The 15905-nt window shown below is 63.2% G+C and carries 11 protein-coding genes and 5 pseudogenes; 6 read left to right on the top strand and 10 right to left on the bottom strand.

Going from position 1 to position 15905, the window contains the following annotated elements:
- Positions 1-181 precede the first annotated feature (181 nt).
- Positions 182-472 (top strand): hypothetical protein, encoded by a 291-nt coding sequence (locus ACFLEY_RS43735; protein ID WP_211434352.1) that lies wholly within the window; start codon positions 182-184, stop codon positions 470-472.
- A gap of 293 nt (positions 473-765) precedes the next feature.
- Here the strand turns inward: ACFLEY_RS43735 and ACFLEY_RS43730 are convergent, their stop codons facing one another.
- The 5 genes and pseudogenes from ACFLEY_RS43730 to ACFLEY_RS43710 form a co-directional block, all read right to left on the bottom strand.
- Entirely contained in the window at positions 766-2691 is a 1926-nt protein-coding gene (locus tag ACFLEY_RS43730) for an ATP-binding protein (protein WP_060909292.1), read from the bottom strand.
- A pseudogene (locus ACFLEY_RS43725) lies at positions 2688-3351 on the bottom strand (LuxR C-terminal-related transcriptional regulator). Before ACFLEY_RS43725 ends, ACFLEY_RS43730 begins: the two are co-directional and overlap by 4 nt.
- Before the next feature lie 112 nt (positions 3352-3463).
- Complete coding sequence (locus ACFLEY_RS43720) at positions 3464-6190, bottom strand: DUF2235 domain-containing protein (protein WP_060912752.1); 2727 nt, start codon at positions 6188-6190, stop codon at positions 3464-3466.
- A gap of 273 nt (positions 6191-6463) precedes the next feature.
- Positions 6464-6715 carry a GCG_CRPN prefix-to-repeats domain-containing protein gene (locus ACFLEY_RS43715; protein ID WP_373565437.1) on the bottom strand — a complete coding sequence of 84 codons (252 nt, stop codon included), beginning with the start codon at positions 6713-6715 and terminating at the stop codon, positions 6464-6466.
- A 26-nt stretch (positions 6716-6741) separates the two neighbouring features.
- Positions 6742-6984 (bottom strand): hypothetical protein, encoded by a 243-nt coding sequence (locus ACFLEY_RS43710; protein ID WP_060912754.1) that lies wholly within the window; start codon positions 6982-6984, stop codon positions 6742-6744.
- A gap of 295 nt (positions 6985-7279) precedes the next feature.
- Between ACFLEY_RS43710 and ACFLEY_RS43705 the strand changes: the two genes are divergently transcribed.
- A complete protein-coding gene (locus tag ACFLEY_RS43705; RefSeq protein ID WP_060912755.1) occupies positions 7280-8239 on the top strand; it encodes an AraC family transcriptional regulator in 960 nt (319 codons plus the stop codon).
- A gap of 105 nt (positions 8240-8344) precedes the next feature.
- Here the strand turns inward: ACFLEY_RS43705 and ACFLEY_RS43700 are convergent, their stop codons facing one another.
- Both ACFLEY_RS43700 and ACFLEY_RS43695 read right to left on the bottom strand, forming a co-directional pair.
- The gene (locus tag ACFLEY_RS43700) at positions 8345-8578 is read right to left on the bottom strand and encodes a hypothetical protein (RefSeq protein WP_060909293.1); all 234 of its coding nucleotides are present in this window, start codon (positions 8576-8578) and stop codon (positions 8345-8347) included.
- A gap of 156 nt (positions 8579-8734) precedes the next feature.
- Positions 8735-9037, bottom strand: a pseudogene (locus ACFLEY_RS43695) (hypothetical protein); the annotation flags it as partial.
- On the opposite strand from ACFLEY_RS43695, the gene ACFLEY_RS43690 reads away from it, so the two are divergent.
- The 3 genes and pseudogenes from ACFLEY_RS43690 to ACFLEY_RS43680 all read left to right on the top strand — a co-directional run.
- A protein-coding gene (locus tag ACFLEY_RS43690; RefSeq protein WP_244433177.1) for an IS3 family transposase occupies positions 9032-10245 on the top strand; the annotation gives its coding sequence in 2 pieces (ribosomal slippage) (positions 9032-9308 and positions 9308-10245; 1215 coding nt in all). The pseudogene ACFLEY_RS43695 and the gene ACFLEY_RS43690 sit on opposite strands and share 6 nt — an antisense overlap.
- A 735-nt stretch (positions 10246-10980) precedes the next feature.
- A complete protein-coding gene (locus ACFLEY_RS43685) occupies positions 10981-11616 on the top strand; it encodes an HNH endonuclease (RefSeq protein ID WP_129557641.1) in 636 nt (211 codons plus the stop codon).
- A gap of 991 nt (positions 11617-12607) precedes the next feature.
- Positions 12608-12841: pseudogene (locus ACFLEY_RS43680) on the top strand (reverse transcriptase domain-containing protein); the annotation flags it as partial.
- 594 nt (positions 12842-13435) lie between these two features.
- Here the strand turns inward: ACFLEY_RS43680 and ACFLEY_RS43675 are convergent.
- Positions 13436-13675: pseudogene (locus tag ACFLEY_RS43675) on the bottom strand (transposase); the annotation flags it as partial.
- A 36-nt stretch (positions 13676-13711) separates the two neighbouring features.
- Between ACFLEY_RS43675 and ACFLEY_RS43670 the strand changes: the two are divergent.
- Entirely contained in the window at positions 13712-14332 is a 621-nt protein-coding gene (locus ACFLEY_RS43670) for a Crp/Fnr family transcriptional regulator (protein WP_306422107.1), read from the top strand.
- A gap of 157 nt (positions 14333-14489) precedes the next feature.
- On the opposite strand, the pseudogene ACFLEY_RS43665 reads toward ACFLEY_RS43670, so the two are convergent.
- A pseudogene (locus ACFLEY_RS43665) lies at positions 14490-15062 on the bottom strand (transposase); the annotation flags it as partial.
- Between the two features lie 75 nt (positions 15063-15137).
- On the bottom strand, positions 15138-15905 hold the full coding sequence (gene istB / locus ACFLEY_RS43660; RefSeq protein WP_038952109.1) for an IS21-like element IS1631 family helper ATPase IstB: 768 nt from the start codon (positions 15903-15905) through the stop codon (positions 15138-15140).

Below are 15905 nucleotides of genomic sequence, written 5' to 3'. Positions count from 1 at the left end.
CCATCTCGCGGAGGTCTGGTGCCGGTCCATGCCATGTTCATGGCATCGGATCGCGCTTCTGGCCTGCGTACCCCCATCTTCATGGCATGTATCCGTACGCCGTCTTTTGCCATTCAGACTGCACGTCGGCTGCGAACCCGGTGATTGCACCGGGACGCCGAACGGGAAGCAGGAGAGCAAGATGTCGAAAAGAGCGGGAGTGCTGAGCGCCGGGCTGACGATCATGGCGCTGGCGGGTGCGGCGATGGTGTCGCTGGGCACGAGCCCGGCGCAGGCGGTGGTCTATTGCAAGACGGTCGGCGTGCCCAAGGGCTGCGTGGTGCGGCCGACGGCGGCGGTGGTGGTCGCGCCGGGAGCCCCGCTCGCGGCGGCTGCGGTCGCGACGCCCGGCGTCGGTGCGCCCGGTGTCGGCGTACGTGCCGGCACGCCGATGAATCGCGGCGGCCCGGTCAATCGCGTCGGTGTTCGCTGAGCTTTTCTTCACCTCGCCCCGCTTGCGGGGAGAGGTCGAATTCGAGCGTAGCTCGAATTCGGGTGAGGGGGACTCTCCACGAGTCTAACTGTCGCCGTCCTTGCGGAGACGCCCCCTCACCCCGACCCTCTCAGCGCGAGCGAAGCTCGTCGCGGCCCCGCAAGCGGGGAGAGGGAGAGGAAAGACTTCGGGCGACGGGATGACTTGCGGACGACCCCCCCGTCCTCCGCATGAAGATCATCCGGCCCGTTCCCTCTCTCCGTGCGTCCCACACGTTCGGGGAGGGGGGCTTTTCAGCCGGCAGCGGCGTCGCTGTCGGGAAAGATTTGCGGCAATTGCAGCCGCACCCGCGTGCCCGAGGCATCCGAGCTCAGATCGAGCACCGCGCCGCAGCGCGCGGCGCGGCTTCTCATGTTGCGCAAGCCCCGCGCGGTCTGGCTCGCGCCCGCGGCCTCGCAATTGCCGGCCAGCGCAAAACCGCGGCCGTCGTCGGTCACGCTGATCACGCCGTACGGCCCCTGGTCCGCGTCGAGCGTCTCGATCATGACCGCGATATTGCCGGCGTGCGCGTGCTTGACCGCATTGGTCACGGCCTCGTCGAGGATGCGCACGATCTGGATGACGTGCCATGGCCTGAGCTCGGGATGCAGCGGCAGGCCCTGCGGCGTCGCCACGCGCCAGTCGAGCGCGATGTCGTGCGGGCGCAATTGCATCGCCGCGCGCTCGCGCCAGGAGCCGAGCGCGAGCATGAGGTCGCCGCCGATGTCGTCCATGGAGTCGATGACGAGACGGAGATCCTTCAGCGCCGCGCGGGCGGCGTCCGTGATGGTCGCACCCTCATGGCCGCGCTCGGACAGCGCGACGATGCTGACGAGCTGGCCGCCGAGGCCGTCATGCAGGTCGCGCATCAGCCGCGTGCGCTCGTTGGCGAGCGCGGCGGCCCGGGCGCGCGCCTCCTCGCGGGCAAAGCTCGCCTTCAGCCGCTCCTCGGCCTCGCGCACGCGCGTCACGAGCTGGCCGGCAAAGCTGTCGACCTGGTTCAGCGCGCGGGCGAAGCGCCAGGTCAGGCCGGCGCCGATCGCGACCAGCATCGCCGAATAGGACAGGCGCGAGACGAAGATGCGTTCGTTGGTGACGATCTCGGACACCGACAGCATGTCGTGGACCCAGCAGGTCAGCACGATGCTCACCGCGCAGCCGAGCGTGAAGCTCGCGGCATCCTGCCGCCGCACAACCGCGGCCGCGGAGACGCAGGCCATCAGGAACAGGCAGACCCCGACCGTGGGGATGCCAAGCAGGAGAAACAGAATGCGCGGCAGTGGCGGCCCGGCGATCAGCCCGACCACGAACACGACGATGCCCGGCGCGAACAGCAGCGCACCGTAACGCGGCCAGCGCCAGCCGAAGAACAGCACGCCGAACACGACGATCAGCGCGCTCTCGGTCGGTGCCGATGCCAGCAGCACCGCGGCAAGCCGCGACGTGGTGGCCGGCGGCACCGGCGGCGGAACGAACGCCTGCACCACGCCGAGCACCATCGCCGCCGCCAGCACGCCGTAGACCGGCTCGCGGCGCCGCATCAGCCACATGATCGCAAGGATGACAGCGAGGATGGACTGCCAGGCGGAGAACACCACCGGCAACGTGACGAACAGCAGCGTGCGTGTCTCATAGGCGGGACGCAAGGCTGCATCGGGACCGACATAGACGGTGTCGAGAAAACCCTTCAAGGGTCCCCATACGAACAGCCGTACCGTGATCTCGTTGCCGCCGTCACGCAGCAGCGATGCGGGAATGAGCGCGATGAGCGGCGTGTTACGGTCCGGCCGGTTGGCGTTGAAATCGCGGCGGGAATCGAGCACGACGACACCGTTGACGGCGACCTCCACCGCATTGCTGAAACGCGGCAGGAACACCGACCATCCCGTCGCCGCATCGCCGCGCCCAACCGTGAAGGCGCCGGTGTAGAGCGGCGGATCGGCCAGAGAGTAACGCGACGAGGTGAAGTGCGGCAGCGTCACGGGACGGCTCGCGCCGTCCTCCCGCAGCGAAAATCCGCTCAAGGCAAAATCGTCGGGGTCGCTCGGCTGGAGCAGCCGCAGCCCGAGGATGGTGGCGATCACGATCAACGCCTGGAGCAGCAGGTAAGGCACGAGGCGCGCGGCCAGCAGCCGGCGCCGCGCGGGTTTGACCGGTGCCTTCGCCGCGATCTCGCTCACAGCTTGATCAGGCCCTGCTGGACGGCCTCGAACACCGCTTCGCTGCGCGTGTGGACCTCGAGCTTGCGATAGATGTTCTTGATGTGCCCGGGCACGGTCTGCCTGGACAGGCCGAGATGGCTTGCGATCTCGGCATAGCTGAAACCTTTGGCGATGCCCCAGAGGATGTCGATCTCGCGCGGGGTCAGTCTTGCGGTGTTGAGTGCGGGGCCCGGCGGCGGCTCCGCCGAATTTTGCGTTCGCCGCACGATGAAACGGGCGATCGAGGCCGAGATCGGGGAATGGCCGGCGACCAGATCGCGCACGGTGGTGGCGATATCGGTGGGGAAGGCGTCCTTGAGCAGGTAGCCGGTGGCGCCGACCGTGATCGCGGAGATCACACTCTCCTCGTCGCCGAGCGCCGAGATCACCATGATCTCGGTGTCGGGAAAGCGCTGCCGGACCTCGCGGATCAGCTCGACGCCATGGCCGTCGGGAAGCGGTGAGCAGCACGCGCGGTGCCGCCTCGCCCAGCGCCGACCGGGCCTCTCCCAGCGTGCCGGCGCTGCGCACCTCGTAGCCGGCCTTGACCAGCGCATCCTGCAGCCGCCAGCAGGTCGGCGCGTCATCCTCGACGAGGAGGATGGTGATGGCGTCACCCGTCTCGCCCTGTTCGCTCATGTCCATCGTCCCGCACCGCGTGTCCCCCGCGGCGCACGGCAAGTTTACCCGCAGCAGGCACGCCGCGACACCCATAATCATGGGGGCCGCAATGAGGCGGCGTCCCGGACGCCTACTGCTTCGTCGCGGCCGGTTTGTCCGTCGGCATCGGCAGGCTCGGCAGTCGCTGCACGATGATGCGCGCGGTGCCGGCATTGTTCTTGTAGAACTGCTCATAGGGCCCCTGGACCGCGTCGAGCATCGCCGGCCGCAACGCTGCCGGCAGCAGTGCTGGGTAAATCTGCACGGCGTCGTTGACGTAGAAGAACAGATCGCCGGCGTCGGGCGCGACGAATTCGGCCACCAGCCGTCCCGACAGTTTCTGGTCCTCCCAGATCGTGCGCGCCGTGGGATCCTTCGGCACCGGGTCGAAAGGTCCGAGCTTGCTGACAGCGAGCTTGAGCGGATTGTTGTCGGGGAGTGCCTCGAACTCCTTCGTCTTGTCCAGCTGGGTCGGATACCTGCCCTTGCGCTTGTCCGCATCGTCCTCCGCCGGAATGGTCGGATTCATCCGGCGCGGCAATTCCTCGGCCGGCATGACGTTGACGGCCTGCAGCGGAATGTCGCTCATTCCCTTCGTGCCGATGCGCACCACGGGCTGGAACCAGGCGGCGCCGAACTGACGGAGCGTCGGCAGGGCGAGGTAGTGAGGCGTGAAATAGGTCATGAAGCCGTTCGTGCCGCTCATGATGGTGCGGTCGAACCAGGGATCCTCGATCTCGACCCAGACGCGGTATTTGCGGCCCTTCTCGACCGCAAGGCCGCTCCACCAGCAAAACTCCCTCGTCGCGAAGCGGCCGGGCGCATCGACCGGCTCGTCGGGCACCGGCGTCCCGGCCTCCGGCCCGGGCGTCGCGCAGATATTTCCGGTCGCGGTGCGGGCCGTGAAGACGCTGGTCGCTCCGATCAGCAGTGCGGCGTAGAAGATGATGAACAGGAAGATGCCCGGCAGCACGAGCCTGACGAAGAACCAGCGGGCCGGCCCCGCATTCAGCCGCATCCATCGGGCGAAGCGGAGCAGCATGCCGGGCTCGTCGACATGCCGCCGGCTTGCCATGCGGTGCGGCCTGCTCCAGGCCAGCCGCGCGCGTTCCTGGATGGTGTCGCGCAGCACCGTGTTCCTGCGCCAGATCAGGTAGGTGATGGCCAGGACGATCGAGGTGGCGAACGGGTAGTACAGCGTGATGTCGAGCCACGGCGCCGCATAGGATGGCAGAACGTTCCTGACGAGATTGGCGAGCGGACCCAGCACGGCGCCAACGAGCCAATCGATGGTGGCGATGACGTGCAGCACCACAGTGCCTTGCAGACCGTTATCCTTCGACACCCCGATCAGGCTGCGGGCGATCCACGGCCAGACCGCGATCACGCCGACCATGAACAGCAGCGAGAAATAGGCGACGCGCCGCAACCACACGGTGTCGCGCGTGAGCCTGGCCATTTCGGCGCTGGGCGTGCTCATGCGCGTGAAGGCTTCGGCCTCGCTTTCGCGCCGCGGGCCCTTGGCTTTCGCCAGATAGGCCTGCTTCATCACCCCGCGGGTACTGTCCGCGATGAGGTTCAGCTTGCTGCCGTCCGGCATCAGCACCAGCGCGTCCGCCGGCAGCATGATCGGCGCGTAGTCGTCGCAGCCGAACAGCATGCGTTCGATGACGGCGAAGTGCACCACCGGCAGCCCGCCATTGACCTCACCGGCGAGGACCGGGCGTGGTCCGTAACGGTAGAGCACGGCGGCGCCGCTGCGCGAATCGTGCTTCGGTCCGATCGCCGATTGGTAGTCCCTGAAGTGCTCGATCTCGCCGTCCTGGAAACGGAGCCGGCCTTCGAGCTGATCGGTCATCCAGACCAGCGGCACGAAGGACAGCGTGGAATCCGGGTAGCCGCCGCCGATGTCGGAATGGACGCCGGTGAACCACACCTCCTTGACCGTCTGGTCGGCCGCCAAATGGCTCTGGTCGATCCGCAGCGGATGGAAGGTGGTGCGCTCGTCGTCCAGCGCCAGCGCATGACAGATGTGCTTCACCTTGCGCGAGGGCCGGTGATTGCGGAAGGAGATCGGCCAGATCGCCCAGTCGATCGCGACGCGCAGCTCCTCGATCGGGACGCCGAAGGCCTCGACCGTGTCGAACAGTCCCATGAATTCGATGTCGACGTCCTTGCGACCGTTCATCGCCGCCCGGACATCGGCGTAGGAACGGTGCCCGCAGATCGAATGATAGAGATAGAGCAGGAAATCGCGGATGAAGCGCGCGATCCAGATCGTCGGCAGGCTCTTCTTCCATGGCACGGTGTCGCGGCGGTATTCCCGCCACGCGGCCATGGCGTTGCGCCCCATCTCCTCATGCGACACCGGCGTGCCTTCGATCTCCGCCGGCACCAGGCCCTGGCTCGCGATCATGGACGCCAGCGTGCGCGCGGTGAAGGCGCCGCGGCTGAAGCCGAAGATGTAGATCTCGTCGCCCTCGCGCCAGTTCCAGCACAGGAAGCGGTAGAGCTTGCGGACGTTGGAGGGCACGCCGAAACCGGTTGCGCCGTCGAGCGCGGCGAGCGGCGCCCAGCCGGCGGTGCCGACGCCCTTGATGTAGTGGGTGATCTGGTCCGGCTGGGTGTGGTCGAGCGCCTCGTAGAGACGCCAGACGCTGGATTCCTGGGCTGTGAACGCATTGCCCGTGCCGTCGGCGAACAGCACCAGCTTGCGTTTCGACCGGGCGGCGTCGGCCGTCCCGCCGGCATTCATCCTGCTAAGCGGGTGTTCCGGTTCGGCAGTACCAGCGGTCCGCGCGCCATCCTGATCTGGCATGGGCTGCTCCGGCAATTTCACGAGGAAGCGCTTCAGGCCCGAGCCGGCACTCCTCGGACTCAATCAACGATTGCGTTTATAAAATGGGATGTATTCTGCGCATAGTCCCGCTGAGGTAGCAAGCAGGAACGCGCGGTCTCGCCGCGGTCGGACGTCGCGGAATGACGGTCGCGAAAAGCATTTGGTTTTGCTGGTCGGCGTGCCGGACGGCGAGGGGAGGCGATGTCCGCAGGCGCCTCTCCCGACGAACGGGAGAGGCGGAGTGTTCAGCCTCTACCTGCCATTGCCGCGGCAGCGGCCACCGGGACCGATATGGTAGCCGCGCGGGCAGGCATGCGCGGCGGGGTTGGCGTAGTTTCGCAGGCAGCCGCCGTAGGGGCCGCGATGCCAGCCGGGGCCGCAGCCGCCGGCGACCGCGATGACGTCGCCGCTCGTGCTCGCGCCGAGCGTGGCGAGCGGCATCGCTTGGGCAACGCCCGTGATCGCGCCGAGCGCGACGGCTGCGGCAAACAGGGTGCGCATCATGTCTTGTCCTCCCGAGTGCCGTTGCTTCAATGGCCGACGGCGAATGCGATGCCGGCGCGCACTTCGGCGATCGCCTGGTCGATCAACCCGATGGCCTTCTCGCGATGGCCACCTTTGTTCGGCTCGGCCTTGCCGAGCTCGGCGCGCGCCGATTGCAGGATCGCGATGGCCTCGTCCATGTGCGGCTGCGCGCCCAGCGCGTAACCGATGCAGAGGCTGGTCGCGATGACGCCGCCGAGCACGAAGCTGCGGGGTAGAGAGGTTCGCATGTCGTTGTCTCCTCCAGCGGGCGTCAGGCTGGGCCCGCCCGGTTGCCCGGATGCAGCCCCTGTGTGGCGGATGCCGCAACCGCCGCCCGAATAGAGCCCGCCGATGCGGACCGTCTTGGACTGTCCGGCGCCGGCGACGTCACGGCTTGGACTGACCGGCGCAGCTTGATTCACGTTGGCGTGCTGATAGCCTGCGGGCGGCCGCCTTCAGCACGGGTTCATCTCTTGCCTGCGAGGTTCGGCCGGTTTCACGCACGACGCTTTTTCGAAAAAGTCTTTGTTGGAAGTCCTTTCGATGTCCGTCATCAGGAAAGCGCTCTCCACCGACATGCTCCCGCAGGACCTGTCCGACCGGCAGCGCTTCATTCGCTTCGCCGAATTGTTCGAGCATTTCTCAAACACCGGCGAGCTGGATCCGGCATCCGACGTGCCGTTTCGCGCCACGATGAACTCGATCCACATCGGCACCACCATGCTCGGGCGCTGCGACGGCAGCTTCGTCACGGTGCGGCGGGAGAAGCACCAGGTGATCGAGACCGGCGACGACCGTTTTTGCCTCGCGCGCAATACCGGAGATCTTTCTTCGCAGGTGGTCCATCGCGGCCGCGAGTTCACCATGCGGCCGGGATCGATGGTGCTGCTCAAGCTGGACGAGCCGTTTTTCGCCGCTGACGGCGCCAGCCACAAGCGCTTCACCAATGTCCATCTGCCGGTCGATACGCTGCGGGCGATGGTGCCCGATGTCGACGATCTCGTCGGCTGCGAGCTCGAGCCCGGCGGCGCGCTGTCGCTGGCGATGGACTACAGCGATCTCCTCCTGCGCCACCCTGCCGCCGCCGACGAGGCCGGCATGGCGATCGCCGCCCATTTGCTCGATCTCGCCGCGATCGGTCTCGGCGCCCGCAGCGATACCGCAGCCGCGGCCCGCCGCCGGGGCCTGCGCGCCGTGCGGCTCAAGGCCGTGCTGTCGATCCTGGAGATGCGCTTCCACGAACCGGATTTTTCCGCGCAAAAGCTCGCCGCCGCCGCCGGTCTCTCCGAACGCTACGTCAACGAGCTGCTGTTCGAAGCCGGCGCGAGCTTCACCACGCGCCTCAACGAACTGCGCCTGCGCAAGGCCGCCGACCTCCTCGCCCACCACGAGGGCCGCATCAGCGACATCGCGTTTGCCTGCGGCTTCAACGACCTCTCTTATTTCAACCGCTGCTTCCGCAGGCGGTTCGGGCTGACGCCGACGGCGGCGAGAGGGAAGTGAGGATCGCTCTTCGTAGGGTGGGGTAGCGTCAGCGTAACCCACCTCTTCTGCTTCGGCGGATAGGGAAGTGGTGGGTTACGGCTTCGCCCAACCCACTCTACAAGCCTACAATGTCTCCACCCGCGGCGGCGGATAGCGCCGCGCCAGTGCCGACAGCGGCAGGTGCCGCTCGCCTTCCGGCAGCTCCAGAAAGGCCAGCACGAGTGACCGCTTCCAGTCGCCGATGCCGAAATCCATCGCCGTCCATTTCTGCGGCTCGGGGCCTTCGAGGCCCCGGACCCAGACGAAATAGCGGGGGAGATCGTCGATGTCGGCTTCCGTCGTGCGTCTCCTGGCCATCAAAGCTGCTCGCTGCAACACCACGTTGCTGCAGGATATAGGTATCGACTTGGCGAAGTCGAACGCCTCGACGATCGTTCGTACCGGCACGCACGCGGCCTTCGGCCGGCACAGCGCGTCCGGGAGGCCGAGGCGAGTCGCAAGCGACGTTTCTCTTCACTGCCAGAGCCGACTCTCCGCAACCCGGTTGATGTCGGCGAGCCGCCGGTCGGCGTCGGCGTTCAGATCGATGCTTGCGACCAGCGCCAGCAGGCGGCGATAGGCGCCGTCGGCAATTTCGACCGGCAGCGGGGCCTCGTCAAAGGCCTCGACATAGCTGCCGACGAGACCGCTCAACAGGCGGCACAGGCCGCGCTGGGATGGATGGTCCCGGCCGAGCTGAAATGGACCCCGGTTTTGGGACCAGAGGCTAAGTTGGAAAAGGGCCGCTCCGTTTGATAGACGGAGGGCATGATGACGAAGAAGACACGACGGAAGATCGACGCGGCGTTGAAGGCAAAGATCGCGCTGGAAGCGGTGCGGGAGCAGGCGACGGTGGCCGATCTGGCCCAGCGCTATGAGGTTCACCCGAACCAGATCTATGCCTGGAAGAAGCAGCTGCTGGACCAGGCGGCCCGGGCTTTTGACGCGGGTGTCGGGCGCGAGAGCGAGGAAACGCGCGAACGCGAGATCGAGAAGCTGCACGCCAAGATTGGACAACTGACAGTCGAGCGCGATTTTTTAGCGCGGAGGTCCGGAAGATGAGCACGCCGGACCGTCGAGGAATGCTCGATCGCGCCGACCAGGCGCTGTCGATCCGCCGGCAATGCATGTTGCTTGGCATCGCCCGTTCTGGGGTCTACCGGCCGCCACAGCCGGCCAACGACAACGACCTTGCCCTGATGCAGCGGATCGACGAGCTGTTCACCGCCTGGCCATTCCTGGGCTCGCGGCGAATGACCGCGATGCTGAAGGCTGAGGGGCTTCAGGTCAATCGCAAGCGCGTGCAGCGGTTGATGCGCAAGATGGGCATCGCGGCGCTGGGACCGAAGCCGAACACGACAAAGCCGGCGCCGGGCCACAAGATCTATCCCTATCTGCTGCGCAACATGACGATCGACCGGCCGAACCAGGTGTGGGCGGCCGACATCACGTATCTGCCCATCGGCCGCGGCTTTCTCTATCTCGTCGCCATCATCGACTGGGCGAGCCGTGCGGTTCTGGCGTGGCGGTTGTCGAATACGATGGACGTCTCGTTCTGCGTGGCGGCTCTGGAAGAGGCGCTGGCGACGTACGGCACGCCGGAGATTTTCAACACCGACCAGGGCAGCCAGTTCACCAGCGTGGCCTTCACCGGCGCGTTGGTGGGCGCAGGGATCAAGATCTCCATGGATGGCCGCGGTCGTTGGATGGACAATGTCTTCATCGAGCGGCTGTGGCGGTCGCTCAAGCATGAGGACATCTATCTCAAGGGCTATGCCGACGGCCGCGAGGCCAAGGCAGGGATCGCGAGCTGGATCGCCTTCTACAACGATCGTCGCCTTCATCAGTCCCTCGGCTATCGCACGCCGATGGCGGTCTGGCGCGAACGGATGCAGGCCGCGCAGGCTGTGGACATGGTGGACAACGCTGACGCGTTGACCACATGCCCACAGCAATTCCAGCAGACAGAGTCTCTGGCTGCGTGATAGAAAGGGATCAGGAGCGATCCGTTTCCAACTAACAAACCGGTTCAACCGGTCCCGCTCCGCGGGTCCATTTCAAGCATCTCGAGTTTCTAAAGATACGGAAGGTGCGCAAACCGTGGTGCTGCTGCGAAAGCCACGTGTGCAGGTCGTTCATGTTCGCCTCTTCGAATGACGGAAGAAGCTACCGGTTTATAAAGTGGGGACGGGAGGATGGGAAGGGATTGAGCTACGTTGAGCCAGTCCGTCTTCGCCAAGAGGCTTCGCCGGACACACTTCGCCCTTCGGTCTCGCATGGCTGCGCCACGCGAAGCCCGAAGCGTGGTGCCCTGGCCGGCGTTTAATTTGATCAATAAGTACTTGTTTTCATTCGTAAGTTTATCGTCGTGAATTCCCGATACCAACATGGACACCAACATTGACTTCTAGGAATCCGCTCCGAAAGAACGCGATTTTGCTGGGCGCCAGCTTAGACCGCTCCCTCTTATGCCTTTATAGCCCAACCCACGAGATTCTACGAATTTGCTACCGCAGACGGTGACGGACGAACGCTATCATTGCATTGCGCGTATCCGAAATCAGGTCGAGACGGGCAACTCCAAGCGCCCGTGACTGAGACGCGCCGAACTGCGGCAAATTTTCCATTTGGATTTCCACTGCCAAAACCGGAAAGATGCTTGCCGTTCGGAATTCTAACTCAGAGAGCCAATCAACTATCGTGATTTCATTCCTTTGATCATGGATCTGCTTCCAGAACGTCATTCGCCCTTTTCTTCAAAGGGGACTGGGAAAAGCAGCTTAGGCTACCTGTTTGCTTTGCCGGATGATGCAGGGCAAGCTCTAATTGAAAAAATTGAGGGGCGCGAGCCGCTTTTTTTAAACCGCGCGATCGCGGCTGAGTTTTCCAATGGCGCTTCCGGGGAAACCACTCGAAACGCACTGGTTGCGGCTCGACTTGGCCAAGGGAAATTCCGAGAAGCTCTGGATGAAATCTGGGGCTTGCGATGTGCGCTCTCATCACTATCCAAACGTGAGTTGTTGCGTGCATCTCACATCAAACCCTGGTTTGCCAGCAATAATTTCGAACGGCTTGATCCCTATAATGGCTTGCTCCTCTCAGTGGGGTATGACGCGGCCTTCGATAAGCTTTTGATCACTTTCGATCAGAATGGCGATGTAGTTTTTGCCCCTGACTTCGCCCAAGCCGACGCTAACGTGGTCGGTATCGAGCCTCGCGGACGCCTGCGGCTGGTTCATTCGCGGCATCTTCCCTATCTTGAGGAGCATCGGACGCGTTTTGAGAAAAGAGTGCAAAAAGTTCAGCGGCAAAGGAACCGGCCGATGCAGCCGACAGCTGATAACGCTGGACCATAGCGCGGTCCTCACCATTCCAAAGTATGGCGACCTTGCGGATGGAAGGCGACACTTCCTCGAGGAGCGAAAGGCCGACGGAGGACAAGCACTGGATGTGTTCCGGCACCATGTCACCGACCTCTGGCGGCGCACGCTGCGGCGGCGTAGCCAGAAGGATGGGTTCACGTGGACACGGATGACGCAGCTGGTGAACGACTGGCTCCCGAAACCCATCATCCTCCATCCCTGGCCGAGCGATCGCTTCGCCGTCACACACCCAAGGTGGGAGCCGTACGCGGGAAAGCCGCTTGTACGGCTCTGTGCGGGGGGCGCGAGGTAACTCGCGTCCCTACCGCGAAGTCGCCTTGTTGCAGCGCGGGGTACCCCCTCAAGGACTAGTGTGGGTAACGTTCGATTGCACGTTGCCCGCGAGTCTTTCTTTGCTAGTCTGTCTTGGTTGGCGTGGGAAGATCAACATGTGTTGTGTTCCTGCGACACGTGCGGAGAAGGGTAACTTCATCGCCGACCGAATGCTAATGATGCGACGTTCCGATGCACACGGATCGGGGAAGAGCGAGATTGCCCGCGCCAACGCCACCTCGTCTCAATTCCATTTTCTTGCCTCGTCAGCTGGCTTCTGCGATTGGCTTCGATTTTCGTCGCTTTGCATACATCGTTTACGTTATCCCAGGGTCGCTCAAGTACCGTGATTTCAAGCTGCCAAAGCGCAGCGGCGGAGAAAGGCTGATTGAGGCCCCTCGATGGCCCTTGCTCCGAATTCAACAGGAATTACGGCCGCTCCTTGATGAATTGTATCGACCTCGCGGCGTGGTGCACGGCTTTCTAAAGGATCGAAGTATCCTGACGAATGCCCGCGTTCATCTCAGAGCGAGATGGGTGCTTAGTCTCGATCTGCAAGATTTCTTTCACTCGGTTACATTCGGTCGCATCAAGGGACGGCTAGAGGCCAATCCCTTCAAATTAACAGCGCCTATCGCCCACGCACTTGCTAATGCGGCGTGCGTTTCGGGGCGGCTGCCACAGGGGGGGCGCGCTTTCGCCAGTCCTTTCTAACATGGTGGCTGACCGGCTAGACGGTGAACTGAGCAGGCTTTGCCGGAAATTTCGGTGCCGCTATACACGGTACGCTGATGACATAACCATTTCTACCGGAGCATCGAAGTTTCCTCGCGCGCTTGCACACCTCGACGATGGCGAGAAACCCACACTGATCATCGGGGATGTTTTACGCGCAGTTATCGAAAGCAATGACTTCAAACTGAATGAAACGAAGTCGCGCCTTAGTGGACGGGGGAACCGTCAGGAGGTTACGGGTCTGATCGTCAACGAAAAGCTTAATGTGCCTCGAACGTTTGTGCGTCAGATCAGGGCTATGATGCACGCGTGGGAAAAGTTTGGCCGTGTTGCCGCAGAAGCTGAGCACTTGACCAAATGGAGGAAGTCCGAAGGGCGTCTTAGCAAGCATGACAGGGATGATTTTGAACACACCCTGCGCGGGAAGCTAGAGTTCCTCAAGTCAGTGCAAGGTGAAATCGAACCAGTTTGTCGGAAGCTACTCCTCCGGTTCAACGAACTGCCTGACAGGCGTACCGGGTCCTTTAGATTGCTCCCTATATCGGCAATCGAACTCTTGAGGGCGAGCACCTATTGCCTCGAAATAACAAAGTATGTTGGCCCAGTTATCGACGGTTCGGCACCCGTTTGCGAGCACTTTACCGGCACGGCGTTCTTCTTGAAAGATGTCGGCTTGGTGACGTGCGAGCACTGTACTGGCGAGGAAATGCAGATTTATCACCCTGATCGTAAACACCTGAAGTATCGTGTTTGCCTTGTGGCGCGTCTCGGTATAGCCGCGCAGAACAGCCAGGTTCTCGATGGCGCGTCGCGTGCGGATGTCGTCGGCTACCTCGTCGACTTTTCTGGCGAGAGGCTTGGTGTCGGACAGACCGAAGATGTAGTCGATGCCGTTGGTCTCGCACCACGCCATTGCCTCCGGCCGGGCATAGTGCCCGTCGCCACGGAACGTAATTCGCGTGTTGTGCCACCGCGTCCGGCAATAGGGGAACGCCTTGAGCCGATCGTCCTGAACGAACGCATGGTTCTTCAAGAGCCCAAAAGACATGTCGAGCACGTCTATTTCATAGAAACGGGCCTGGTCTCGCTAAGGGTTGTCGCGGGCGGGACCATGCTCGAAACGGCAGTCATCGGATATCGAGGTGTTGTCGGTGCTTCATTTTTGTGGGGAGGACATCTGTCGACGCATCAGTCTGTGGTGCTGTTTCCTGGAAATGCGTACAGAATCCCTGTCGACGAATTGCGTCGGGTAATAAAGGAGCGTCCGGAGATCCGGAAGAATCTTTTCGAGTATGTTCAAGCGCTGACGTTTCAGTGCGTTCAAACAGGATTGTGCGGGGTCCGGCACGATCGCGAACAGAGGCTGGCAAGCTGGCTTTGTTTGGCGTGTGATGCTGTTGACGCTCCTGTGCTGCCAGTTACCCATGACTATCTTTCCTCCGTCTTAGGATTGCGCCGCGCTGGGGTCACGGAGACGCTCATTAGATTCGAAGAGCGAGGGCTCATTCGTAAAATGCGCGGAGTTTTGCAGATCGATGAACGCGAGCACCTCGAGCAAAAGGCATGTTGCTGTTACAAGCTTGTCTCGAGCGCCTATGCCTCGTCTCAGTCCGCAATCTCAGTCAAAGAACCAGTGAGCTAGCCCGATCTATTCACGAGAGCACGGTCGTTCTTGACGTCTGACGGGGGCTGGCGGCTGGCGTGGGTGACCGTCCGGCCTTTTCTCACCGGGTTCTACATCAAGCTGTTTTGTAGGCGATGGAGGAGTGGGGCGGGTGAGCGGGCGCAGGCCCGGTCGGTTACGGACCGAGCGGGAGCAGCGCGCCGGGCAAGCAGCGGATCAGGTCGGCTTCGGGACATGCCGCGGCAAACGCAAGGCGAATGCGGCTCGAGGTCTCGACCACACGGGCGGCGAGCTTCAAGAGCCGAAGACGCAGCGTCGCGAACTCGGCAGCGGCCAATTCCCGGACTTTGGGAATGGCGTCGCGCACGGTCAGCATCAGCCAATAAGCGGCCGTATGGAGCAGGAGACGGACCTGGTTGGCGAGCGCCGAACGGCAGCTGGTGCGGTCGGAGGCGAGCTGCGTCTTATGCAGCTTGATCAGATTCTCGGCTTGGCCGCGCGCGCAATACAGGCTGTCGTAGATCCACTCGGCCGAGCCGACATCGAGGCTGGTGACGACGAAACGGATGTCGAGGCCGAGCATCGTCGCCTCAATACGGGCGACGGTGCGCCGTTCGCGATCCCAGGACTTTGCCTTGTGGCGCGTCTCGGTATAGCCACGCAGAACCGGCAGGTTCTCGATGGCGCGTCGGGTGCGGATGTCGTCGGCGACCTCGTCGACTTTTCTGGCGAGAGGCTTGGTGCCGGACCCCGCGGGTCACTTCAAATTCCTCCGGGTGTGGTCAGTCAAATTCCTCCACCCGCGAGGCAGGACAAGGGACTGTTAGTTTGAGTTTGTTTCCCGGGCAAGAGCTTCAGCGGCTTCTTTGAGCCGATAGCTGCGTCCGTCGAACTCAAGCAGATGGCAATGATGCATAAGGCGATCGAGGATCGTCGTGCTCATAGTGTTGTCCCCAAGGTATGCCCCCCAATCCTGCACGACGCGATTGGAGGTGACGATGACGCTGCGGCGCAGTTTGTAACGCTGATGGATCAGGGTCTGCAGCAAAGTGCCGGCGTCGTCGGGGATGGCGCGTGCGAGGAATAGATCGTCCAGCACGAGGAGATCGCAGTCGATGATGGTTCGCAGCCGGACCTCGCGTTGTGCCGGAGAGTTCAGGGCGTAGCGGTGGAAGAAGTCGTCGGTCTCAAGATACTGGACCTTGTGGCTTTGCAGGATCGCCTGATAGGCAATCGCCTTGGCGATGTGCGACTTCCCGGTGCCAGGTTTGCCAACAAGCAGAGCGTTCTCGCCAGCGGCAATGAACGCCAGGGTGTGGAGCTGGAAGCAGGTCTGACGTGGCAGTTTGGGATTGAAGGACCAGTCGAACTCGGCGAGCGTCAGCTTTTCGTCGAGCCCGGATTGCTGGTATCGCCGCTCGATAAGACGGGACTGACGACGGTCCAGTTCATCCTGCAGGATAAGGGAGAAGGTCTCGAGGAAGGGCTGGTTGGCGCCCTGCGCCTGGAGCACGCGCGTCTGCAGCGTGTCGCGGACACCCGACAGGCGCAGCTGTCGTAGGCAACGCTCAATTTCCGGCATGGTCATCAT

The sequence above is a fragment of the Bradyrhizobium sp. YCK136 genome, from assembly GCF_044570075.1.
GTDB classification, from domain to species: Bacteria; Pseudomonadota; Alphaproteobacteria; order Rhizobiales; family Xanthobacteraceae; genus Bradyrhizobium; species Bradyrhizobium diazoefficiens.
The sequence above is the reverse complement of the archived record's forward strand: the minus strand, read 5'-3'. Positions and strand labels throughout refer to the sequence as shown.

Coding starts and splice junctions, on each gene's coding strand:
- ACFLEY_RS43715 (WP_373565437.1), bottom strand. CDS start 6,715: ATGATGCGCACCCTGTTTGCCGCAGCCGTCGCGCTCGGCGCGATCACG.
- ACFLEY_RS43685 (WP_129557641.1), top strand. CDS start 10,981: ATGGATCTGCTTCCAGAACGTCATTCGCCCTTTTCTTCAAAGGGGACT.
- istB (WP_038952109.1), bottom strand. CDS start 15,905: ATGATGACCATGCCGGAAATTGAGCGTTGCCTACGACAGCTGCGCCTG.
- ACFLEY_RS43670 (WP_306422107.1), top strand. CDS start 13,712: ATGGTTCTTCAAGAGCCCAAAAGACATGTCGAGCACGTCTATTTCATA.
- ACFLEY_RS43735 (WP_211434352.1), top strand. CDS start 182: ATGTCGAAAAGAGCGGGAGTGCTGAGCGCCGGGCTGACGATCATGGCG.
- ACFLEY_RS43705 (WP_060912755.1), top strand. CDS start 7,280: ATGTCCGTCATCAGGAAAGCGCTCTCCACCGACATGCTCCCGCAGGAC.
- ACFLEY_RS43720 (WP_060912752.1), bottom strand. CDS start 6,190: ATGCCAGATCAGGATGGCGCGCGGACCGCTGGTACTGCCGAACCGGAA.
- ACFLEY_RS43710 (WP_060912754.1), bottom strand. CDS start 6,984: ATGCGAACCTCTCTACCCCGCAGCTTCGTGCTCGGCGGCGTCATCGCG.
- ACFLEY_RS43700 (WP_060909293.1), bottom strand. CDS start 8,578: ATGGCCAGGAGACGCACGACGGAAGCCGACATCGACGATCTCCCCCGC.